General features: G+C 49.1%; 12 protein-coding genes. 9 read left to right on the top strand and 3 right to left on the bottom strand.

Features of this window, described 5'->3' with window-relative positions; translation table 11 throughout:
- Nucleotides 1-10: 10 nt before the first annotated feature.
- Nucleotides 11-1420: an FAD-dependent oxidoreductase gene (locus OEY58_01350; protein MDH5324090.1), complete on the top strand. Its 1410-nt coding sequence runs from the start codon at nucleotides 11-13 to the stop codon at nucleotides 1418-1420.
- Nucleotides 1421-1849: 429 nt separating this feature from the next.
- On the opposite strand, the gene OEY58_01355 is transcribed toward OEY58_01350, so the two are convergent.
- Both OEY58_01355 and OEY58_01360 read right to left on the bottom strand, forming a co-directional pair.
- Entirely contained in the window at nucleotides 1850-2455 is a 606-nt protein-coding gene (locus tag OEY58_01355; protein MDH5324091.1) for a response regulator transcription factor, read from the bottom strand.
- A 21-nt stretch (nucleotides 2456-2476) separates the two neighbouring features.
- Nucleotides 2477-4924, bottom strand: a complete 2448-nt coding sequence (locus OEY58_01360) for a PhnD/SsuA/transferrin family substrate-binding protein (protein ID MDH5324092.1) — start codon at nucleotides 4922-4924, stop codon at nucleotides 2477-2479.
- 299 nt (nucleotides 4925-5223) lie between these two features.
- On the opposite strand from OEY58_01360, the gene OEY58_01365 reads away from it, so the two are divergent.
- The 7 genes from OEY58_01365 (at nucleotide 5224) to OEY58_01395 (ending at nucleotide 16155) form a co-directional block, all read left to right on the top strand.
- Entirely contained in the window at nucleotides 5224-6135 is a 912-nt protein-coding gene (locus OEY58_01365) for a hypothetical protein (protein MDH5324093.1), read from the top strand.
- A 335-nt stretch (nucleotides 6136-6470) separates the two neighbouring features.
- Complete coding sequence (locus tag OEY58_01370; GenBank protein MDH5324094.1) at nucleotides 6471-9602, top strand: filamentous hemagglutinin N-terminal domain-containing protein; 3132 nt, start codon at nucleotides 6471-6473, stop codon at nucleotides 9600-9602.
- 50 nt (nucleotides 9603-9652) lie between these two features.
- Nucleotides 9653-11326, top strand: a complete 1674-nt coding sequence (locus tag OEY58_01375) for a BamA/TamA family outer membrane protein (protein MDH5324095.1) — start codon at nucleotides 9653-9655, stop codon at nucleotides 11324-11326.
- A gap of 243 nt (nucleotides 11327-11569) precedes the next feature.
- The gene (locus OEY58_01380) at nucleotides 11570-14284 is read left to right on the top strand and encodes a filamentous hemagglutinin N-terminal domain-containing protein (protein MDH5324096.1); all 2715 of its coding nucleotides are present in this window, start codon (nucleotides 11570-11572) and stop codon (nucleotides 14282-14284) included.
- Nucleotides 14285-14304: 20 nt separating this feature from the next.
- Entirely contained in the window at nucleotides 14305-14565 is a 261-nt protein-coding gene (locus OEY58_01385; GenBank protein MDH5324097.1) for a hypothetical protein, read from the top strand.
- 330 nt (nucleotides 14566-14895) lie between these two features.
- Complete coding sequence (locus OEY58_01390) at nucleotides 14896-15462, top strand: hypothetical protein (GenBank protein ID MDH5324098.1); 567 nt, start codon at nucleotides 14896-14898, stop codon at nucleotides 15460-15462.
- A 321-nt stretch (nucleotides 15463-15783) separates the two neighbouring features.
- Entirely contained in the window at nucleotides 15784-16155 is a 372-nt protein-coding gene (locus tag OEY58_01395) for a hypothetical protein (protein ID MDH5324099.1), read from the top strand.
- 1580 nt (nucleotides 16156-17735) lie between these two features.
- On the opposite strand, the gene nfi is transcribed toward OEY58_01395, so the two are convergent.
- Nucleotides 17736-18419 carry a deoxyribonuclease V gene (gene nfi / locus OEY58_01400; protein MDH5324100.1) on the bottom strand — a complete coding sequence of 228 codons (684 nt, stop codon included), beginning with the start codon at nucleotides 18417-18419 and terminating at the stop codon, nucleotides 17736-17738.
- 126 nt (nucleotides 18420-18545) lie between these two features.
- On the opposite strand from nfi, the gene uvrA reads away from it, so the two are divergent.
- Nucleotides 18546-24146, top strand: coding sequence for an excinuclease ABC subunit UvrA (uvrA, locus tag OEY58_01405; protein ID MDH5324101.1), 5601 nt, complete (start codon nucleotides 18546-18548; stop codon nucleotides 24144-24146).
- Nucleotides 24147-24239: the final 93 nt, after the last annotated feature.

Here is a 24239-nt window from a genome sequence, read left to right on the forward strand (position 1 = left end):
TAAGTAAAAAATTATGGCAAACAATTTTCAATTTGTAGAAGTGAAGCGGCTGGATCCGTCGAAAAAACCGGCACAGAAACGCATTAAAGAGTTTCGTGAAATTTATGGCCAGTTCGACAGCAAAACCGCTGTGTCGCAAGCCGATCGCTGCCTGGCCTGCGGTAACCCATATTGCGAATGGCGTTGCCCGGTGCATAACTATATCCCCAACTGGTTAAAACTGGTCTCCGAGGGCAATATTGAAAAAGCGGCGGAGCTGTCGCATCAAACCAATTCCTTGCCGGAAATTTGCGGCCGAGTTTGTCCGCAAGACCGCTTATGCGAAGGGGCGTGCACCCTAAACGATGAATTCGGCGCCGTTACCATCGGCTCCATTGAAAAATACATCAGTGACACCGCCTTCGCCCAAGGCTGGATGCCGGACCTAAGCCATGTTCAGGATACCGGCAAAAAAGTCGCCATTATCGGTGCCGGACCGGCGGGATTGGGTTGTGCCGATATTTTAATACGTAACGGTGTCAAACCCGTGGTTTACGACCGCCACGAGGAGATCGGCGGTCTGCTCACCTTTGGCATTCCGGAATTCAAACTGGAAAAGGAAGTCATGATCCGACGTCGTAAAGTATTTGAACAAATGGGCGTGGAGTTCAAACTCAACTGCGAAATCGGTAAAGACATGGGTTTTGATCAACTACTGCAACAGTACGATGCCGTGTTCCTGGGTATGGGTACCTATAACTACATGAAAGGCGGTTTTCCCGGAGAGGACCTACCCGGTGTTTATGACGCCCTGCCCTACCTCATTTCCAATGTGAAACGCTGCATGGAACTGAAACAGGATGAGGCAGACCTCATTGATATGAACAAGCAAAAAGTAGTAGTACTGGGCGGTGGTGACACGGCCATGGACTGCAATCGCACCGCCATCCGTCAAGGCGCTAAAAGTGTTACCTGCGCCTACCGCCGTGACGAAGCCAACATGCCGGGTTCAGCTCGCGAAGTGGCCAACGCCAAAGAGGAAGGGGTGAAATTCAAATGGAACCGTCAACCGGTGGAAATCGTGGGTGACACTAAGGTAACCGGAGTTAAAGTGGTCACCACCCGTATGGGCGCAGCGGACGAACGGGGACGACGCAAGCCGGAAGTGGTACCCGGCTCTGAAGAAATCATACCTGCCGACAGTGTTCTGGTAGCATTTGGGTTTCGTCCCAGCCCACCGGTGTGGTTTCAGGATTTCAATATAGAATTGGACCAACGTGGCCGAGTGGTTGCCCCGGAGAAAAGCGACTATCCGTTCCAAACCAGCAATCCGAAAGTATTTGCCGGTGGCGATATGGTCAGAGGCTCAGACCTGGTGGTCACGGCCGTGTACGAAGGCCGTCAAGCCGCCGAAGGGATATTGGATTTTCTTGAGGTATGACAGAATCTTTAGAAAATTCTGAGTAAAAGCAAAGCCGGGTCCCCTCCTCCTCAGTTGACCCGGCTTAATCTGTCCTTGACGCTACGACTCCCTGCATCTACATAAGCTTGCGGCACAGTGCAAGCGCTAGATGCCCCCTTTCTTTCTAAACCTCTTTGTTATTATTGTTACAGGTGCACTTGCGATACTGCGGTAGTGCCTATGCTATGGTAGTACATGGGTAGTGCATAGATAACGTTGCACTGGTACTTCCGACTGCGGTACTGCGTTACTGCCTGTACTTCTATCCCGTACTTCTGTCCTGTACTTCGGTAATGAGGTTGCGCGAGTTTTCCCTAAGTCTCTGCACATGGATAGTAGAAAAAATTGAGCCTCAAGATAACTGGAGTAAACCCCAGCCTCACCTAGGGAAAACCCTTAAAATTAGATTTACTCTAATCCGGCAATTAAGGCCAGGCGCACCAATTCGGTTACAGACGTAGCTCGCATTTTGGTCATCAAATTAGAACGGTGTAACTCTACTGTTTTAACACTAATACCCAACTCCGCAGCGATAACTTTATTGGCGGTGGACTTCAACACCAGTTTGAGCACCTCATACTCGCGCGGCGTCAAGGCATCCAGCCGGCTTTTAACAGATTCTACACGCTCCTGGGCCTTGCGATTATCCAGATCAAAAGCAATCGCGCTTTGAATCCTCTCCAACATCAGGGAATCGTTGTAGGGTTTTTCAATAAAATCATAAACCCCTGCCTTCATGGCCCTCACTGCCATGGCCACATCCGCATGCCCTGTCATGATAATTACAGGTAAGGTGCAACCTTCCGCCTGCAATTTGGCGTGTAAATCCATGCCGTTAATGTCAGGCATACGCACATCCAGAACCAGACAACCGGCCAACCCGCTCTGGTAGGCTGTCAAAAACGCCTGTCCGGACTCAAAAACCCGAACCGGTAATCCCACAGACTCAATCAACCATTCCAATGACTCGCGTGCCAGCTTGTCATCATCCACTACATAAACCGTAGATTCCATCACAACATACTCTTTTGTTTTTTAATGCACAGGTAACTCAAAGAAAAACTTCGCCCCCGTATCCTCCATATTACGAGCTGAAATATAACCATTATGCGCTTCAATTATGGAACGACTAATGGACAAACCCATGCCCATGCCTTCCGGTTTAGTAGTATAGAACGCATCAAAAATTCGGGAATCCGATTCACTTACCAGACCGGCCCCATAATCCCGCACTGACAAACGCACCTTATCGGGTTCGCACTCTGTTGAGATAATCAGCTGCCGCTTTGACGCTATGGTGGTTTCCATAGCATCCAAACCGTTGCGGATAAAGTTAATCACCACCTGTTCCAATTGCACTAGATTGGCGGAAACATCGGGCAGATCCTCACACAAATCAAAGCTGACCTTGGCTTGAAACCGCTTGATTTCCGCAGATACCAGATCCACAATATTCAGCACGACATGATTGAGATTAATGGACATCCGATCCAAATCACCCTTTTGCACAAATTCGCGTAATTGACGAATAATGTCCGCTGCCAGGGTGGCCCCCTCGACCGTACGTTCCAAACCTTTTATCAGGGTCTGTTCGTCATAATCCCCCTGCTTAAGGCGGCGCAAACAACCACTGCTATAATTAATAGCTCCGGTTAAGGGTTGATTCAACTCATGAGCCAACCCGGCCGCCATTTCACCCATGGTACTCATACGCGCCACCCGAGCCAATTCGGACAGATGTCGCTGCCGTTGTGCCACGGCTTCCTGTTTTTCCATTTCACTGCCAATCCACTGAGCCATAAGTTGCAGGATATTGTGATCCCAATGGGTATAGGGGGCCTCTCGAACCTGGGTATCGGCAAATTCCAACAGACAGTGCGGCTGCCCTTTAACATAAATGGCTGTCGCCAAATAACTGCGCAAACTTTCACAACCACAGCCCGGATTCAGGCATTGGGGGCTGCTCAAATCGGGAATGTCCAAGGGCGTGTCTTTCTGCTCGATCACCTGCGGTACACACTCCCGATGCAAGGGGCCACAATGCTCGCGCACTAAGTGTTCCTGCCCCACCGCTGCACAATTGACTTGATCTTCATTGGTGAGACTGGACAAGCTGGCTACCGCCGACTGGTAGTACTCGCGCCCGGTTTCCAACAGTTGAGTGATTTTCTCTTCATGACTCAGTGCCGGAGCACTGGTAATATCCACCAATTGATGCAAAGCGATTTGACTCTTACGCAAGGCCTGATTGGCCAATTCCAGCTCCCCGGTACGATCCACCACCCGCTGCTCCAGCGTATCTTTGTACTCAGCCAGCTTTCGCTGCGACTGTTTCCGTTCCTGGATCTCGTCACGTAAGTTTTTATCGGTCTCCCGCAGTCTTTGGTTGGTTCGGGAGACATAGACATTGAACATCACCAGCAACGATACCCCCAAGGCTAACACCGTTAACCAATGTGCATATTTGCGCGTAATAGCAGCCAATGAAGTTTCTCGTAAAACTTCATAGGGGCCGATTTGTAATTGCTTCATCAGCTCATGCACGGGAGAGTAGTCCAAGGGCACTGTCCAACCGGCAGTACGTGAGGCATTTGCAGCGGGATGATCCATGGGCATGGCCAGCAGTGCCAACGTTACTTGCGTGGCCAATTCTCGTGATGTGGATTTTGCCTTGGCAAAGGGCCATTCGGGATACAAATGGGTACTCAGGGGTAACGTATGGCCTTCTACGGTTTGCGGGTTCAAAATTCGAAAATCGTCCATCTCAAACCAGCCCGACTCCACCATACGAACCAGTGTTTCCGATCTTAGGGTGGCGGCGTCCACGCGGCCATCATAAACCGCCAGAGCCACCTGATCCTGAGGAAACCCCACAAATTCCAAACGACTGAAGTCACTGAAAGGATCAATATCGTGCTCCTTCAATACCTGCCAGGCCATTTGAAACCCGCCAAAGGCATTGGGACTGACGGCCATAAAGGACTTTCCGGACAAATCCTCCAAACGTCGTACTGAAGTATTGTCCGCATTGGCAATAATAACCGCTCCAAATCGAGTGGCCGTTTGATTAACCAAACGCGATTGCATGGTGGCAATTCGTGAAATCCCATAATTGGATTCCAGTTCCACATAATTCCCCGGACTGGTGAGAACAAAATCCACCTGTTCCGTGGCAACCGCCTGAGCCATTTCGGTGAGGTTTAAAGCTGAAATTTGAAATGAATGACCAGGTAATTGATGACTCAAATAATCCGCTGTCGCCTGCCAACGTTGCAGAGCTTTGTCTTTGCCCCGGTAAGAAAGGACGCCGATAGTCACAGGAGTGCGGTTCAGAACAACCGCCGTCGCTTCCACTGCCGCCGATTTAACCACAGCCGATTTAACCACAGCCGTTTCTGCCACGGTTTCAAGCGCCACTGCCGCTGTCGCCACATGCAGCAGTACAAACAATACCCAAAAACCTATTTTCAGTGCTGATTTCACTTATACCACCAACGATCTTTTCCGGCAGAGGATTCCCCTGCCTTGGGCTGACTTGCCCTATACCCATATGAAATTGCTGAAAATTTAGGCTGCCTTATGGCATCAACTCTGCCATAAAACCACTATCTTATTGTTTTTATAGAATTACATCATTATTTGCTGCGCCATCGCTCAAACCATGATTTTTTCAAAGAACGACGACCATCGGCATATTAATGTACACCAATCACTAAACCACCGGCAACCTATTGGTGTCTCCCCTTATAGATCAACAACCGAACGCAATAGGGGATTAACTTATGGACTATTCAGGCCACACTCAAGCGAGCACTGCGGTAACTCATGTGGCTGAGCACGCCGTGGAAATCATCAGCCCCACTGATTTCATGGTTTCCAGCCGCCCAAAACCCAGAATCCAGGCAAAAACAAAACCCAGCCTGGTGGAACGCCTGGCAACGCCACAACCCATTCGTATTTACACACTGGGCCGATTTTCCATCAACATGCAAAATCAGGATGTGAATTTTTGCAGCAAAGGTCAGCGCAAAGCCCTGGAGTTACTCAAAACCCTAATTGCCTTTGGCGGACGGGAAGTGGGCGAAATCCGTATTTGCGAGGCACTATGGCCGGATTCTGATGGCGATGTGGCTCACACCACATTTTCCGTCACTCTGCATCGACTGCGAAAACTGCTGGGCAACGATACCCTGGTCCTTAGTGATGGTCGTCTCACCCTCAATGCAGAAAAATGCTGGGTCGATGTGTGGTCAGTAGAACGCTTGATCGGTCAAATTCGACAAATTCTAAACAGCAGTCCGGTGGACGCAGGCAAGATTGCAGACCTTGTCCACCAAACCATGTCTATGTATCACGGCCCCTATCTTGGCAACGAAGATGAGCAGCCCTGGTTTTTGTCCTATCGGCAAAAACTGCACACTAAGTTTTTCCGTACCGTCATGCAGGTATGCCGCTATTTGGAACAAAACGATCAGTGTGATGTGGCCGTTAACCTGTATGAATACGGCATCGAAATCGACAATTTATCGGAAACCACATACCTGCACTTGATGAAATGCTACATCAAGCAGGGCAAGTACTCCGAAGCCATGCGGGTGTATCAACGTTGCAGCAATATTCTGCAAGCCCATTTTGGCATGGGCGTGTCTCACGAAATGCGATCGCTTCACCGGTCCCTTAAACAATGTGCCTGATGCACCTCTCCCCAACTCACTCGGCGCATAGAAACTCGTTTACTAAAAGTTGAACTCCGAACAAAAAACGAGAGAGGACCATAAAGGGTTGCCAAGGGGCAACCCTTTTCTTTAGCCCTTTCCACATTACACACTATAACACTGACTTATGTCGAAGTTCTTTACAGTTCGATTATAGATATAAATTCTAAAAAAGCGCCCAATTAGAAGTATTTCGAATACACCCCCTCATTGCCCTTTGTACGGTTGCAGTTTCACCCTAATTAGTAGACATTACGCTGTATTAGATCATGGATTAAGTCATGGTCACCTTCGTATAGCTGTTGAGGTTTATCATGCTTTATACCAAGCAATATACGCAGGGAAAGCAACAGTTACGTAATGGATGCACGCACAAAATAGTAAAATTGTTGTTTATTTCCAACACGGTTCTGCTGGCGCCTTCGGTGGCTGCAGAGGTGATTTTGGATGGGTCAATGGGGAATGCCCAAACAATAGAGGGACCCGACTACAATATTTCCGCAGAATTGGGTCAAATCCACGGCAGTAACCTGTTCCACAGTTTTAGCGAATTCACCATTAATACCAATGAATCCGCCAACTTCTCCGGACCGGACACCATACAGAATGTGATCAGTCGGGTTACCGGCAATAACGCAACCTGGATCGACGGCAGTATCAACAGCTCCATGGCCGGTGCTAATTTTTACTTCATCAACCCTAACGGCCTGTTATTCGGGGCCAATGCCAGCCTCAATATCAGCGGTTCCTTTTATGCCTCCAGCGCAAACTACCTTGCCCTGGCGCAAGACGGCCATTATAACGCCACCCACCCCGAAAACAGTGTGCTCAGCGTGGCCGCACCCACGGCCTTTGGTTTTCTGGATGGCAACGTTGGCAGCATCAGCCTGGACGCAACCCAATTGCGGGTTGATAGTGGCAGAGAGATTAACCTGAGCGGCGGTCACATCCGCATTACCGGTTCGGCGGAACAACAAGCGCAACTGCAAGCCCCCAACGGCGTGATCAGCCTCAACAGCGTGGCGTCTATCGGAGAAGTGCCATTTGCTTCCAGCGATGCCGACACTGATGCCCGCGCCCTGAACGCCTTCGAAAGCGTCGGCCGAATTGATGTGAACAATGCCTGGATCAACACACAAGGTTCCTTAGGCGGCACTATCGTCATCCGTGGCGGACGTCTGGAAATGAACAATAGCACCACCTATAGCAGCACTAACGACCCAACGCCGGATACCGACCTTAACCTCCGTCAGGATAAAGGAACCTTGGTCAGCACGCGTGACACCGTAGTACTGAGTAATGCCTCCCGCATTGGCAGCAATGCCTACGGTACCAATGCTCCAAACGCCAGGGGCGTGAGAGTCGACACGCACACGCTGGAACTCAACAGTCAATCGTCTCTTGAATCCACAGTGTACCCCGGTTCCCATGGAAATACCGATGGCGTCACGGTTAACGCAACCGACGTGCTGCTGAACCAGAGATCCTACATCCGTAGCAACAGTTACGGACCGGGCCGGGCCGGTGGCGTTACGGTTAATGGCGATAGCGTAACTCTGCGTAGTGGTTCCTTTCTCAACGCCACCGCCTGGGCTACGGGGGAAACCGGCGGCGTCACTGTTAACAGTGACATACTCAACATGGACGCATCCTATATCTCCACTACATCTTTCGGAAGTGCTAACGCCGCAGATATCGCCATCAACAGTACGACATTCAACATTCGCGGAGTAAGAACTGAATTCCAGGGACTGTTTGCCAATACCTTGTCCGAGGGCACTGCCGGAGACATTAACATAAACGTCATTGAGAGCATTCACGCAGATCACTACGCCCGCATCGAAGCCGGTTCCGGGTGGGGTGGCACGGGTCACGGTGGCCACATCACCGTTACCACACCGAACTTGGTTATCAGTGACGGTTCTTATATCTCCTCATCAACATTTTTTGGCGGCGGCGGCAACTCGGGCGACGTTTCCATCACCAGCGAGCAAATTAGCATCATTGGTGTGGAGCAATCGTCATCACCATTCCAAAAAGACTTTACCGGCATCCAAACAGCAGCCGGTCCCGCCGGGGGTAATGGCGGACGTCTGCAGATCACAACGGATCAACTGACAATAAAAAACCGAGGCAATATCAACACAGCCACCTACGGGACAGGACGAGGCGGAGACTTACACATTACGGCACAGAACATCGAAGTCCTTAATGGTGGCCAAATCAACAGCGGTGCCTTCGGCAGCGGTAATGGCGGAGATATTTCCATAGAGACAGAAAACCTGCTGGTCAGTGGCGTGCACCCGGATCGTTTCAATCTGTTCGGCGACACCAACAATCCGAATTTAGCCGTATCGGGCATCAACAGTCAGGCCGTCCTGGGTGGAGGCAATGCCGGGGATATACACATCCATGCCAACACAGTGGAACTGGCCGATAGCGGTCGTATCAGCACCGACACCTACGGCCCGGGGCAAGGCGGCTTGATACATATAGAAGCGAAAGAGCTGAATATCCATGGCCAGAACCAAACTTTGAAAACGTTCTTGGAAGAGATTGGCTCCTCGGCAGATGTGAATTCCCGTGCCGGTCTGCATGCCGGGACCAAAAACTTTTACCGCAGTGTTACCGGCAATGCCGGAGAGATTCGTTTGGATGTCAACAGCATTCGTCTGGATCAAGGCATCATCGCATCGTTCACCAACTCCAACGCCCTTGGCGGAAACATCAACATCACCACAGACTTTCTGAGTCTGCAAAATCACTCCCTGGTGACAGCAGAATCTCGGTTTACCGGTGACACCGGTGATATCAATATTAATGCCCGTCAAATTGACAGTCGTAACAGTGACATCAGCACCATGGCTCAACAGGCTGACGGTGGCAATATTAACATTCACAACAATCAAGTGTTGTACTTGAAAAACAGTTCTTTAAGCGCTGCGGTTGCCGCTGCGAATGGTAACGGCGGCAACATCCATATTGATACCCGCACCCTGGCAATGCAAAAAGCCTCTATTGAAACGACGGCGGTTTCAGGCAATGGTGGAAATATAACCATCAGCGCCCAAAACGTTATTCAAACTATGGATTCAGTGATTGATGCCTCGTCCCAAACCGCCGTGAACGGCGTAATCCAAATCCAGCTGGATGTGGAATTAGGTAAGAATCTGGAAATCCAAACGGAAAAAACCGACAATACACCGTTTACCGTTGGTACTGAATGCGATAATGTCAGCAATGAGAACTATGCACAAAGTCGTTTTTCTGTAAGCGCAGATTCATTCGTTTATGGTATAACATCGGGTATTCCGTATAACCCAACAATCTATTTAAACCGGCATGATGGAAATAAGGCCGAGATAAACCCCAAAACCGGCAGTGAATCGGCCGATACAGCCTCACTGAGTTTTCGGGTAAATAACAAACCGGACTGTATGACTTGACCAAAAAACAATCATTAAACAGCAATTCAACCTTAAACCGAACAAAAACAATGAAACCTATTCAGTTGGCATTGATCGGCGCTGCCGTTTTAATCAGTTTCACCCTGCACGCCGCGGATCCGGGAGCCGCCACCAGCCGCCCCGCAGATGAAAAACTACCCCGAGTGGATGAAGAAGCCTTTGGACCGCAAGACAAACCTCAGTTTGAATTACCGCCGGTGCAGCTTCCTCAAGAACAACGCTTATCCACCAAGCTACAAGTACGCCTGAGCAAGATCGAGTTTGTGGGCAATACCGTTTTCAGCCAGGACGTATTGAGCAAACTGACCAATCCTTATTTAAATAAGGACATTGGCTCACTGGAATTGGAGGAAATCCGCCTGGCTGTCACCAACCACTATGTTAACAACGGCTATATCAACTCCGGCGCCACGATCCCTGACCAGGATCTGGAATACGGCGTACTGAAAATGCGCATCACCGAAGGGCGTTTGACCGACATTAAACTAAAACACGACGGTAAACTGAATCCGTCCTATATCACCCAACGCATTTCACCCAAACCCGATCAACCCTTAAACATACTTGAGCTACAGGAAAACCTGCACATGCTGCAGCAAAACCCGCGCATCAAACAAATCAATGCCAACCTGGGTCCGGGGGAACAACGGGGTCAAAGCAATTTGGATATCCGGGTCATCGAAGACAAGCCCTATGAATTGACCCTGGAGATTAACAACCACCGCCCCACCTCGATTGGTGAATGGCAAGGGCGACTGGGCGCCAAACATCGAAACCTCAGCGGTAACGGTGATACCCTGGGCATTGCTTATTCCGGCACCGAAGGCTTACATAGCGGCGAGCTGAATTACGAATACCCCATTGCCCCTGATGACAGCAGCATTAAACTGGACCTGAGTTATTCCGACTCGGAAGTGGTAGATGACAACTTGCCTATCGAAATACTCAACGACTCCTGGTCCGCCAAACTCAGCTGGAGCTTCCCCCTGTATTATCATTTACAGGAAAAATATCTGGTAAACCTGGCCCTGGACCGACGTCACAGCGCCTCTTTTCTGGAAACCGGCACGGTCAATTGCGAACAAAATGGCGGGAATTGCGAAGTCACGGCGTTGCGACTAACCCAGACCTGGCTGCGCCGAACCAATGAAGAAATCATGTCCCTTAGACACACTGTAAGCGTGGGTGTAAATGCCTTTCATTCCACTATCAGCAACAACGGTGGTGCCGACAGTCGCTTTTCCTCCTGGCTGATCCAGGGGCAATGGGCGCAACGCTATCAACCCACCCTGTTACAGAGTATTTTTCGCATGGACCTGCAGCTTACTCAGGATGTGTTACTGCCCATGGAACAATTTGCTCTGGGTGGCGCCAACACCGTACGCGGTTACCGGGAAAACTTTATCATCCGTGATAACGGCTTTCTGGCATCCTGGGAAGGCCGTTTACCCACCATAAAACGAGACTCAAAAGGCAACAGCCTCTACACTATGGCTTTCGTAGATTACGGTTACTCCTGGAATAGCAGTCAAAAACATTTAGCTAAAACCATTTACAGCGCCGGTTTAGGCCTTCGTTTTAACTACCGGGACAACACCGCCTTTACTTTGTATTGGGCGGAACCGCTTACCGATGGCGATACTTTAGACGAAGATAATTTGCAAGACGATGGCTTGCATCTATCGCTTCAGCTCAAGTACTAAGCAATATACAACTAAGCAATACACAACTAAGCAATACACAACTAAGCCACGCAAAAACTACTAACCTTTCGACTAGGATTTTTAAGGAAAACGTCTGGTTTTTTAGACCCATTCCATTTTTCGAAACCGTCAAAACATAAACTAGTAACCCGACTCTGCCGTTTTTGTAAGGGATATGAAACTCCAGCGGGTTACACTGATAGCGACCTATCACCCTGTACGCTCCTGCGCGAAGGATAGTTTATGCACAAACCCAAATCACAGTGGTTCTCCAAGAGTATCATTATCAGCGGCGCCCTGGCCGCAGCAAGCGGCGCTCAAGCAGAAGTCGTACGCAATACCGAATCAGGCGCTGCCGCCATCGACTTAAACACCAACAACGAATACAACATTGAACAGTCCCTTGGCCAAACCCGTGGCAGCAACCTGTTCCACAGCTTTCAACATTTTAATGTCTATGCTGATGAAACCGCCAACTTCCAAGCCGGGGCGGATATTAACAATATTATCGCCCGAGTCACTGACTCTCGCTCCGACATATTCGGTACCGTTAACGCCCCCGCCAATTTGTTTCTGCTCAATAGCCACGGTATCGTTTTTGGAGAAAACGCCACCCTGAACATTAACGGCTCATTTCACGCCAGCACTGCCGATTATTTGCTCATGGAAGACGGCACCCAAGTACAGACCAACGCCCCCGTGAACAGCCCCCTCACCTCGGCACCACCGGCGGCCTTTGGTTTTACCGGCACCAATGTCGCAGCCATCACAGTGAATGGCGAAACCCTGACCAAAACCAACCCCAACTCAACAGACAACGGCGGCACCCTGTCATTGGTTGGCGGCGAGATTAATATTGAAGGCTCCCACGTCACAACACAAAACGGCCACATCCAACTGGCCAGCGTCACTGCCGGGGAAGTATCCACTGATATTAGTAACATCGATATGGAAGATTCCAGCCTGACACTGGGCAGCATCAACATCAACAGCAATGCCGCTGTCGACAGCAGTGGCGCCAGTGGCGGGAAAATTGTGATTCGTGGTGGGCAGTTGATAATGGACAGCGCAGCCCTAGTATCCAATACCGATGGCAGCGCGAATGAATCCGCAACAGACGCCAATATTGACATACACACCAGCGACACCATAGCAATGAATCATGGTGCCAGTATCCAAAACAACGTGACAGCGGACGCCAATGCCGGCGGAATAGCACTACTAACCGCCACCTTAACAATGGATAACTCTTCCCATATATTATCCAGCGACTCAGACAACAGCTCCGGCGATACCGGCAACATTGATATCAATGCCACATCGGCGATTGAAATATCCGGCGGCTCCAAAATCATCACCTCAACACTGCAAGAGGGCAACACCGGAAACATCACCATTAACTCGCCTGACATTTCCATCACGGGACCAAGTGTCGCAGACGATGCAATCTACTTGGATTTCGGTGGAATTTATAGTCGCAAAAGTTTCACTGATAGCTCTGGCGGGAATATAACCATAGGCAGTAACGAATCGAAAAACCAGTCCCTCAAGTTAAGCGGCTTAGCGGAGATATCAACGCATAACTATTCAGATAGTGGTGACGTGGCAGCATCTGATGGTGGAAATATTGATATACATACGAATAATCTAAAACTCGAAGCTGGGGCACAAATATATACGTTAGCTATGGATGATGGAAATGGAGGAAACATATCAATTAATGCACAAGATATTACACTGGAAGGTGCCTATGTAAACCCGAACACCGCACTATCTACTGCAATATTCACGGAAACCAAACCGAGCTTCATATTTACGGCAGGAAAAGCTGGAGACATTCTTATAGACTCAGATAATGTGTCTGTTTTAGACGGCGCCTCCATCCACACAGAATCTTACAACAGCATGAACTTAGGCGGAAAAATCTCCATCGCCTTTAACTCCATGAAAATTTCCGGCACAAATTCAGAATTAGCAAACTTCTTTGAAACGTATGGATACTCACCCTATTTTATCAACCGCAACTCGAGCTCAAACATATATTCTATCAATTATTTCTTCCTGTTCCCTGAATTTTCAATGCCAGGCGGGTTAACGCTAACAGGTGATGAATTAAAACTATCTGATAACGGATTCATTTCAACGGAAAATCGTTACGAAGGAGCTGGTACCGATTTAAACATCAACGTCAAATTTATAGACATTATTGATGGAGGAAATCTAACAAGCACTTCACCAACCGCATCCCAAAACGCGGGAAATATTATTATTGAAGCGGAAGATATTTATATAAAAGGAAACACCACAAACAAAACAGGAATATTCAGCGGATTGAATGACGAAGGGGACGCTGGACGAATCGATATAACAACAGATAGCCTAACTTTAATAGATTATGCCACCATTAGCTCAGAAACCATTGGCCCCGGAAATGGGGGAAATATATCTATCACCTCATCGAGGTTTGTCGCCCTAAAAAACAAATCCAGCATAACAGCAAAATCTTCCAGCGAAGTAGACTCAACAGGTAATGCAGGAAACATACTTTTGGCCACACGCCTTCTAGCACTATCCAACAGCTATATAACTACAACTGCTGTTGCCGGATATGGAGGAAATATAGACATATCTGCTAATACGTTACTACAAACCTCCAATAGCGTGATTAGTGCCGCGTCATCGCAATCGGTAAGCGGCACAGTAAACATTAACACCAAAATTGATATAGGCAAAAAACTTGATTCACCTGCGTACTTTCAATTTGAAACGCCCACATTTCGCAACCATTGCAACTACAACACTAGCAGCAACACTTTCGTTCAACGTTCGCAATTTAATTTTCCAGCATACGAAGCAACCCATAAACCTTTCACTTTAAACTCATCAAAATTCAAGAACCAGCATTACACTCATCTCTCACCACACACTTTGTTAAGAAAATATACTGATTGCATATAAACCATTAGAAGGAGAAACAGATGAATCGATTACTTATAGCCCTATGTATTTTTCTTTTTGCCGGCGGAGTATTAACAAGCTGTCAAAATTCAAAAGAAATATCAACACAAATAAATGTATTGACAACAGAAGTAAAAACTTTAAATACTCGGGTAAATGCTTATAGCGACACAACCTGCGACATTTTAAACCGTATGTTCAAAGGCGATAAAGATGGCTTTGATGCATACAAAGAATCTAAGAAGCCCCATTTGGACTATTGCCAGTGGCAAAATTTGTAAAACACAGGCACAAACCAGCTTGTGGGCACCAATCAAGCCCACAAGCTATAATCCATTACTATTAGATCACACCACACCAAGAAATTGTTCTAACAACATAAATCTCGGTTATATGTCACAACAACTCTGAGACGCACAGCATTCCAAACCCCCACTAATTTTAGTAAACTAACTCCGCCACGATGGCTTTTCGATATCCGCTAAAAAAGGATCACACATGAAAACTTTACTACCCAGCCTATTTGTTTTGTTTATTTTTTATCAGCCTGCGACAACGAATCAAGCAACAACGTTAAACAAGGCCAATTTATAGACAGCGCCGTTCAAGGTTTGCGCTATACCTCGGGGAATTTAAGTGGCACCACGGATGCCAATGGCACTTACAATTACGTGGATGGCAATACCGTACAGTTTTTTGTTGGCGATATTTTGATCGGAGAATCGTTAGGGCAAGATATCATCACTCCATTAGATCTCGCGGGCGAACCGGCTAATCTATCCAACCCGGCAGCTATTAACATCGCCCGTTTTCTGCAAACCCTGGATGACGACGGAAACCCGGACAATGGGATTATTATTCCGGACGCAATCAGTCAAAATGCTTCAGGCGATATAAACTTTAATCAGAGCTTGAGTGTGTTCGAAAATGATAGCAATGTTGAAGCAACATTAACGGAATTAGCATCTCTCACCACAGCAATCTCACCAGACCTAAAACCTGCATTGGATGCGGCGATGCATTTAACCCTTTCTTTGCTCTATAAAGAAGAAATTAAGCGAATTACCATCCAAGTCTATAGTTCAACTTCGAACATATTGTGTGACCTTGTAAATGCTAGATTTAAATATGACAGAGACGCCTTTGAAGCATATAAAGAAAAATACTCCCCCACCTAGACAATTGTGAGTGGAAATGGGGATAACATTACAATGATTCCATAATAGATTTCATAACTTAAATAAAACCATCACATGCTTACGGGCACCTCCGTGCCCGTAAACCCAACGCAACACCTTATACCACTAATGTTTGAATGTATTTCATACAACTCTTTCTGAACCAATCTACTTAGCCCCTAAATGTTTTACAAATTCGATACAGCGATATATTCGATAGTTGTTATACTAATACAAGATTAGCAACCAAGCGTGATCGCTTTTTGATCAAATCGCTTTTAAAAGGATCAACACCAGAAGTCGAAACAGAGGAATGAGCTAATGACGTATCGCACATCACAATCTGTTGCTATTTGGGCTTCCTACGGGCTGCACTTACTCATACTCCCGGCGGTTTTGGGTTTAATCATTAATTATTTCAAGAACCGTCAGTACTCTTACATTGAATACGAAGATGACTCGGAAGACACGGTTCCGGTGTTTCTGCTGCAAAGCCATCATCAATGGTTGATGCGAACCTTTAATTTCCTTTTGATTATGTTCATGGTGGCGGTAGGCACCATGTACTACGGCGTGGGTTACCTCATCGCCATCGCCGCCGTGGTCTGGTGGTTTTATCGAATTTTGCGAGGCATGGTGTCTTTATTAGTCAGCAAACCTATGCCCGGTTACATAGGACAAGACACGTATTAAACAGTTTCTCCAGTCGTTGTTCAGTAGTTGTTTGTGTTAGGTGTCAGTGAAAGCAGTGTTGTATGAAGTAGTAGTTAGGCGTAGTGGTAAGTGTAGTGCAAGGCGTGTTAAGTCACCCTTTGTTCGTTTGGTGGTCGCATTACCGGTACTGTAGATGTTGGTGGCTGTAGAGCGTTCGGCTGTTTGCAAGACACTCTGTGTTACCAGCATCGTTGAAACCCAGAAGTTGGTATTGTGTTAGGTGTCAGTGAAGCAGTAAAAGTTGTACCCATTGTGTTGTTGTTATTGTGTTAAGCAGTGCAGTTTTACCCATTGTGTTGTTGTTATTGTTGTTTGTGTTAGTGCAGTAGTGGTTTTATGCAGTAGGATGTCAGGTTTGTAGTACCGCCAATCCTAAAGCTGGCTAGTTTTTCATAGCTGTGCAGCCTCTCACACTCCCCCTAGTGTGAGAGGTTTTTTTTGTTTTTATGTATCGTTTCCCATCCACTCTTTGTATTTACCCCTTGATTTCCAATAGTATGTTATTGGGTTCTTTTATAAGGACTGGCTTTAAAAAACTAGGGATGTTCTTTTCTATAGTTGGTCGCCGGGTCCCGCCCCGGCAGGCGGGTTCATTTTCTTTGTACGGACAAAGAAAACGAACCAAAGCTTCCGCTCCTGCTCACGCCCCTTGCCTGCATCCATGCAGGCAAAAGAAAACCGCCCGTAAGCACGGAAAGCCTCTGCGCTTCTCGCTTCAATCTGGGAACTGGCCCGACAGGCCATCCATGGCCTGACGAGCCAGTCGCGGCATCCTTGCCGCGACCCGTTGGGTTCACAGCTTGAAACTGCGATGCTCGACCGTGCTCCAACGGGATTCAGGGGTGCGTTCTGGAAGGCTACGGGAAGTATCTTGGTTTTTGTTGCGTTGAGATCTTTGGTGCAAACCAATGCTGAGCACCGGGATAAAAAGTTAGATTGTGACTGCCCTACTTGGAATGTGGCTCTCTTTTTTCTTAAGTGTTACCGATGTTTTTGGATTTACGTATAACCCATATTCGTGTTCATTTTTCAAATAGGGCGAGCACAAACTTGCCAAAGTGACTGTTGCTTAATCTTGGCATGAACAAAAATACATCCGTATCACTAAATAGAGCTACTTAAACCAAACTCTCCGTACGCACCCCGAATCCCGTTGGAGCACGGCCGAGCATCGCAGGTTCAGACTGAGAAGCCAAAGGCCTGCGGCAAGGATGCCGCAGCTCACTCGTCAGGACAGGGATGAAGTCTAAAGACGAACAAATGGTGCAGATATTGAGGATCCAACTATTACTCGCCTGTCGAGTGAGTTCCCAGGCTGAGCCGAGAAGCGCAGGAGCCTTCCGTGCTTACGGGCGGTTTTCTTTTGGTTCGTTTTCTTTGTCCGTACAAAGAAAATGAACCCGTCTGCCGGGACGGGACCCGGCGACCATCTTTAAAAGGGGTACAATCAAATTGTTAAACCCCAATACCAATTTAGCAAATCCCAATTAAGAATTCCTTTTACTTGCTACTTTGGGCTGTATCAAAAACTGCCTAAACCTATAAAAGAGACCAAACTCTCAACCAAACCTCCCTGTCTTATCCGATGCAATCCGATCCGCCCAACGCGTTGTCTCGGGTAAACGATATTTACCCACGCAGGCCATCACCACATCCAATGCCGCCGGCAAATCCACCTTATACCCCGCGGACACATATATGGGCTTAACCCCAACTCGGGTACGCAGAACCGCGCCGATGACCTCGTCACCATCCAGCAACTCCGCATAGCCCCCCTTCTCTACCGGCACCGGACCGTGCTCACCGATGAAGCGGGTTTTGGCTACGCCGATACTGGCTATCCCCGTAAGCACGCCCAAATGACTGGCAATACCCAGACGCCGCGGATGGGCGATGCCCTGGCCGTCGCACAGTAAAACATCCGGTGTCAGCGATAACTGCTCCAGGGCGGGTAAGATGGCCGGTATTTCCCGAAAGGACAAAAACCCCGGCACATAGGGAAAACAGGTTTCGCAGCGAGCGATGCGATACTCCAGCAATTCCAAATCGGGATAGCGCAAAACCGCTACCGCAGCGCGGGTAATGCGATAATTGTCTTCAAATCCCACATCCACACCGGCCACGGTCTGAAGCGGGCTGGGTAGCTGGTTTTGCAAAATCACCTGGGACCGCAGTTGCGACTGCATTTCCCTGGCCTGGGCTGTGGATACTTTCCAGTCTATGTCTTTCCAAGTTTTTTTCATAAGCCTAACCATACCAATGTCAGCAGTTCGTCAGCAAGCATACGATCCAAGCAGCGCAAACCTGGGAACCGGACCTTAAAACCGGGTATCATGCCTGTCCTGAGAAAAACAAACCAAGAGCTGGCAATGAGCAGTAACGACATCCGCATCAAAGGCGCGCGACAAAATAATCTGAAAAATATCGACCTGAACCTGCCGCTCAATGAGCTGACGGTGGTCACCGGGGTCAGTGGTTCCGGCAAGTCTTCTTTGGCCTTCGATACCATTTACGCCGAGGGCCAGCGTCGTTATGTGGAGACCTTTTCCCCCTACGCCCGTCAGTTCCTGGAGCGCATGGACAAACCCCAGGCCGATCGTATCGACGGCATCCCCCCGGCCATTGCCATTGACCAAACCAATCCCGTGCGCACATCCCGCTCCACCGTGGGCACCATGACGGAATTGAACGATCATCTCAAACTTTTATTCGCCCGTGTCAGCCATCTGCATTGCGGCGGTTGCGGTCAAGCAGTCAAGCAAGACAGCGCCCGCAGTATTTATGAGCATTTACGTCAACAGCTGCAACCAGATACGCGCATCGCCGTGGTGTTTAAGGTACCTATTCCGGAGCAATTCAGCGTTGAAGAAATCCAACAATTTCTGGCGCAACAAGGCTACACCCGCTTTCTCAACGCAGACTCCGCTGACACAGTGAAATTGTTAGAAGTGGTGCAAGATCGCCTCAAACTCAACGCCGCCAATAAATCCCGTATTATAGAAGCCCTGGAAGCCGCCTTAAAACAAGGCCGTGGTTTTACCCAAGTGCATTTGTGGGACCAACCCAAAACAAAGCCTTTATTGTTTTCTTCTGACTTGCATTGTCCCGACTGCAATATTCATTACCAGGAAACCACCCCCAACAGTTTTTCGTTTAATTCTCCTCTGGGTGCCTGTGACACCTGCCGCGGCTTTGGCCGTACCATTGGTATTGATTACGACCTGGTAGTGCCGGACACCAATCTATCTCTGGAACAGGGAGCCATCCGCCCCTGGCAAACCGAAAGCTATTACGAATGCCAGGTCGAGCTGTTACGCTTTGCCAAACAACGCGGCATTCCCATAGACACCCCTTGGAAAAAGCTCAACCGCAGCCAACAACAATGGGTGTTACAAGGAGAAGGCGATTTTGACGACAATGTCTGGTATGGCGTCTCCCGCTTTTTTGCCTGGCTGGAAACCAAAGCCTATAAAATGCATATTCGGGTGCTATTATCCAAATACCGCAATTACGCTCTGTGCCCCACCTGCGAAGGTGCCCGGCTAAAACCGGAATCTCTGCTGTGGCGTCTGGGCTCCAAAACCCTGGCGGACAAAGTGAGCAAGCAACGCAGCCGTCATCCCCAGAGTCAACTTAGCGACACTCAAGTGCGGCAGTTACCGGGGCTTAACCTCCATGACGTGCTGCTATTACCCGTGGAACAATGCCACACTTTTTTTCAACAACTCAAGTTGGGCAGCGGCGTGGACGAAGCCACGGATATTCTCTTGGGAGAGATTCGCTCGCGTCTGAATTTTTTGGTTAATGTGGGCCTAGCTTATCTGACCTTGGATCGCCAGTCGCGCACCTTAAGCGGGGGTGAGGTACAACGGATTAACTTAACCACCGCCTTGGGCACGTCTTTAGTCAACACCCTGTTCGTATTGGACGAACCCAGCATTGGCCTGCACCCTCGCGACATGCAGCGCATTATTGAAGTCATGCAACAACTGAAACAAGCCGGGAATACCCTGTTGGTGGTGGAGCACGACCCGCAAATTATGTTCTGCGCCGATCGGCTCATCGACATGGGGCCGGGCCCCGGTGACCAAGGTGGCCGTATCGTGTTTAATGGAGCACCGGATAAAATCCTGCGCAACAAACGCAGCTTGACCGGACGTTATTTAAACGGCGAACTGAGCGTCAGCCCCGAATCCAACCAGCGGAGTAACTCCGGTAAAACACAGCTAGACATACTGGGGGCACAACAACACAATCTTAAAAATCTGGATGTGTCCATACCTTTAGGACAACTGGTGTGCCTCTGTGGTGTCAGCGGTTCGGGCAAATCCACTTTAGTACACGACATCCTTTACCTGGGCTTACGTAAACTCAAAAACAAACCCATTGAAGCGCCGGGCCAACACAAAAAAATCAGCGGCCACCAACACATTGGCGAGGTTATCATGGTGGACCAATCCCCCATTGGCAAAACCACTCGCAGCAACCCCGCCAGTTACGTGGGCGCCCTAAACGGTATTCGCAAACTGTTTGCCACCGAACCTTTGTCCCAGGAACGGGGGTATACACCCGGCACCTTTAGTTTTAATTCCGGTAACGGTCGCTGCCCTACCTGCAGCGGTAACGGTTTTGAACATGTAGAGATGCAGTTTCTCAGTGACGTGTATTTACGTTGCCCCGACTGTGACGGCAAGCGTTTTCGCGATGAAGTGCTGGAAGTAAAACTCTTTCCGCAAAGCCGTAATAAAAGCGCTCAGACTCATGCTCTTTCAATCGCCGATGTACTGGAACTGACGGTGGCACAGGCGCTACAGGTGTTTCAAGACTACGACGAGATCCTCAATGCCCTGCGACCCTTAAGCGCCGTGGGCCTGGACTATCTGGCCCTGGGACAAGCGGTACCCACCTTAAGCGGCGGCGAATCGCAACGTTTAAAACTGGCAGGACACCTGGCCAAACAAAAACAAATCCGCGGCGATGACAAGCCCCATTTGTTTTTGTTTGACGAACCCACCACCGGCCTGCACTTCAGTGATATAAAAAAATTGCTGGGGGCGTTTGACGAATTGATCCAGGCCGGCCACTCCCTGCTCATTATTGAACACAACCTGGATGTGATTCGCCATAGCGACTGGCTCATTGAACTGGGCCCGGAAGGCGGTGCCGCCGGAGGCAAACAGGTGTTTTGCGGCACGCCGGAGCAAATCCTCAAACACAAAACCAGTCATACCGGCCAGGCGCTGTATCAATACCAAAAAGCTTTGGCAAACAGTCAATCTTGGGGCAAAACCAATAAAGCAAAAAACAAGTCGGCTCGAAAAACGGCTCAGGGCAACAGCATCAATATTCATAACGCCAAGGAACACAATCTGCGCAATGTGGACATACATATCCCCAGAGAGAAGTTTACCGTCATCACCGGCGTCAGCGGCAGCGGTAAAAGCACGGTTGCCTTTGACATTCTGTTTGCCGAAGGTCAACGTCGCTATCTGGAATCACTCAATGCTTATGCACGCCAGTTTGTACAGCCGTCGGCACGGCCGGAAGTGGATGCCGTCTATGGCATCCCCCCCACGGTAGCGATTGAACAACGCACCAGCCGTGGCGGCCGCAAAAGTACCGTGGCCACCATGACAGAAATCCAACATTTTCTGCGTTTGTTGTTTGTTAAATTAGGCACCCAACACTGTCCCGATTGCCACTGCCCCATTGAACCCCAATCGGAACAAAGTATTTTCAACCACATCATGAAGCGTTTTCGCAATAAAAAGATTCATTTACTGGCACCGCTGGTCAGTGAACGCAAAGGTTACTACACGGACTTAGCCAAATGGGCTGCGGCTAAAGGCTTTCCATTCTTACGAGTGAACCGGGAATTTATCCCTACCGATCCCTGGCCGCGCTTAGACCGCTATAAGGAACACAATATTGAATGCCCCTCAGAGCTGATCCACGTCAGCGCCAATAAGGAAGCCGAACTGCAGAGCAACTTAGAGCAATTGCTGGCCATCGGCAAAGGCGTGGTGATGGTCTTGTCCGCTGGGCGTACGACCTTATTCTCCACACAGCGAGCCTGCCCTCAATGCGGCCTCAGCTTCAATGAACCGGACCCACGCCAGTTTTCCTTTAACTCCAAGCTGGGCTGGTGTCAGCATTGCCAGGGCAGTGGTTGCGAACCTGTGGAGTCCGAACTGGAAGCGGAGACCGACACGGTCTTGGACCTAAGCTATCATGAAGACTGGGACCAGGAGCGCAATAGTGATGACGTTTGCAGCCATTGCCACGGCGCACGACTTAACCCGGAAACACTGGCAGTCACCTATAAAAACCGCTCCATTGCCGATTTTAATCGTATGACCATCGCTACGTCCTCGCGTTATTTCGACAACATCAAACTCAATGCCCGCGAAAGCATCATTGCGCGGGATATTATCGTGGAGCTTAAATCCCGCTTGGCCTTTTTACAGCATGTGGGCTTGTCTTACATGGGCTTGGACCGCTCTGCACCCTCGCTCAGTGGAGGCGAAGCACAACGCATTCGCCTGGCATCGCAACTGGGATCCAATCTCAGAGGTGTATGTTACATCCTGGACGAACCCACTATCGGTCTGCACCCGCGCGATAACGCCATGTTGTTGAGCACTTTAAAACAACTGCAAACCCAGGGTAATACAGTGGTGGTGGTGGAACATGACGAAGACACCATTCGCAGCGCCGAACACATTGTGGACCTGGGACCGGGAGCCGGAGTACAAGGGGGACATGTACTGGTTAACGGTTCCGTGGCACAACTCAAACGTCATAAGCAATCCAAAACCGGCTTGTTTCTGGCCAAACCGCTACAACACCCCATTATGCCGCGACGGGAAACCCAGCTGCGCGGCAAACACGCAACAGCGGCAATTGAGGTACAACAAGCGACGTTAAACAATTTGAAAAAACTCAACGTCAGCCTGCCCTTGAACCGCCTGGTGTGCATCAGCGGCGTCAGCGGCAGCGGCAAAAGCACTTTGATTCGGCGCATTGTTTACGAGAACTTAAAAGCGCATGTGGGTAAAACGAATGCAAAGAAACGCACTTCGTCTAAAAAAACAGAATTCTTGGGGTGTCACTCCTTATCCGGTTGGGAATCCATCGACCGCATACTAGAAGTAGACCAGACCCCCATCGGCAAAACCCCTCGTTCCTGCCCAGCCACGTACATCGGTTTGTGGGACCACATTCGCCGCCTTTACGCCAATACCAATGAGGCCCGCATTCGCGCTTATGATGCGGGGCGTTTTTCTTTTAACGTCAAAGAAGGACGTTGTGATGCCTGTGACGGTCAGGGTTATCGCAAAATAGAAATGAACTTTTTACCTGATGTCAAAGTAGCCTGCGATGTGTGCAAAGGTGCACGTTTTAATTCGGAAACTACAGCGGTGTTATACAAAGGCAAAAGCATAGCCGATGTATTGGCCATGGACATCGATGCCGCCTGCGAATTTTTCAGCGCCCACAGCTATATTCACCATGCCCTGCAACTGTTACAAGACGTGGGCCTGGGCTATTTAACCCTGGGACAACAAAGCCCCACCTTAAGCGGAGGCGAAGCGCAACGCATTAAACTGGTATCGGAGTTGGCCAAAGCCCGGCCCTCGGAAGACCTTCGCCGCCGCAAAGCACCGCATACTTTGTATGTATTGGATGAGCCCACCGTGGGCTTGCACATGGCGGATGTGGAAAAACTGATTCGGGTACTGCACCGCTTGGTGGATGCAGGCAACAGCGTCTTTGTCATTGAACACAACCTGGACGTGATCGCCGAAGCCGACTGGCTCCTGGATATGGGACCGGAAGGTGGCGACAAAGGCGGAAAGATCTGCGCCATGGGCACCCCAGAGCAAGTGGCACAACAAGCCAAATCCAAAAAATCCATCACCGCCCCCCTATTGAAGCAATTTCTGCAGCAGCGAAAACCGGCCCGGTGAATGCATACATACACTTGGCGTCAGGGATCAAGTACTTAGCATTCCTGCCGTTATAGTGTGAAGTACATCAAATTTCCGGCCTTCCGGCCCTAA

This window comes from Gammaproteobacteria bacterium (assembly GCA_029882975.1).
In the GTDB taxonomy this organism is placed as follows: domain Bacteria; phylum Pseudomonadota; class Gammaproteobacteria; order SZUA-152; family SZUA-152; genus JAJDNG01.

Excerpts from the sequence above, each read along its gene's own strand:
- OEY58_01355 (MDH5324091.1), bottom strand. The coding sequence starts at position 2,455 with ATGGAATCTACGGTTTATGTAGTGGATGATGACAAGCTGGCACGCGAG.
- OEY58_01365 (MDH5324093.1), top strand. The coding sequence starts at position 5,224 with ATGGACTATTCAGGCCACACTCAAGCGAGCACTGCGGTAACTCATGTG.
- OEY58_01370 (MDH5324094.1), top strand. The coding sequence starts at position 6,471 with ATGCTTTATACCAAGCAATATACGCAGGGAAAGCAACAGTTACGTAAT.
- OEY58_01375 (MDH5324095.1), top strand. The coding sequence starts at position 9,653 with ATGAAACCTATTCAGTTGGCATTGATCGGCGCTGCCGTTTTAATCAGT.
- OEY58_01380 (MDH5324096.1), top strand. The coding sequence starts at position 11,570 with ATGCACAAACCCAAATCACAGTGGTTCTCCAAGAGTATCATTATCAGC.
- OEY58_01385 (MDH5324097.1), top strand. The coding sequence starts at position 14,305 with ATGAATCGATTACTTATAGCCCTATGTATTTTTCTTTTTGCCGGCGGA.
- OEY58_01395 (MDH5324099.1), top strand. The coding sequence starts at position 15,784 with ATGACGTATCGCACATCACAATCTGTTGCTATTTGGGCTTCCTACGGG.
- nfi (MDH5324100.1), bottom strand. The coding sequence starts at position 18,419 with ATGAAAAAAACTTGGAAAGACATAGACTGGAAAGTATCCACAGCCCAG.
- uvrA (MDH5324101.1), top strand. The coding sequence starts at position 18,546 with ATGAGCAGTAACGACATCCGCATCAAAGGCGCGCGACAAAATAATCTG.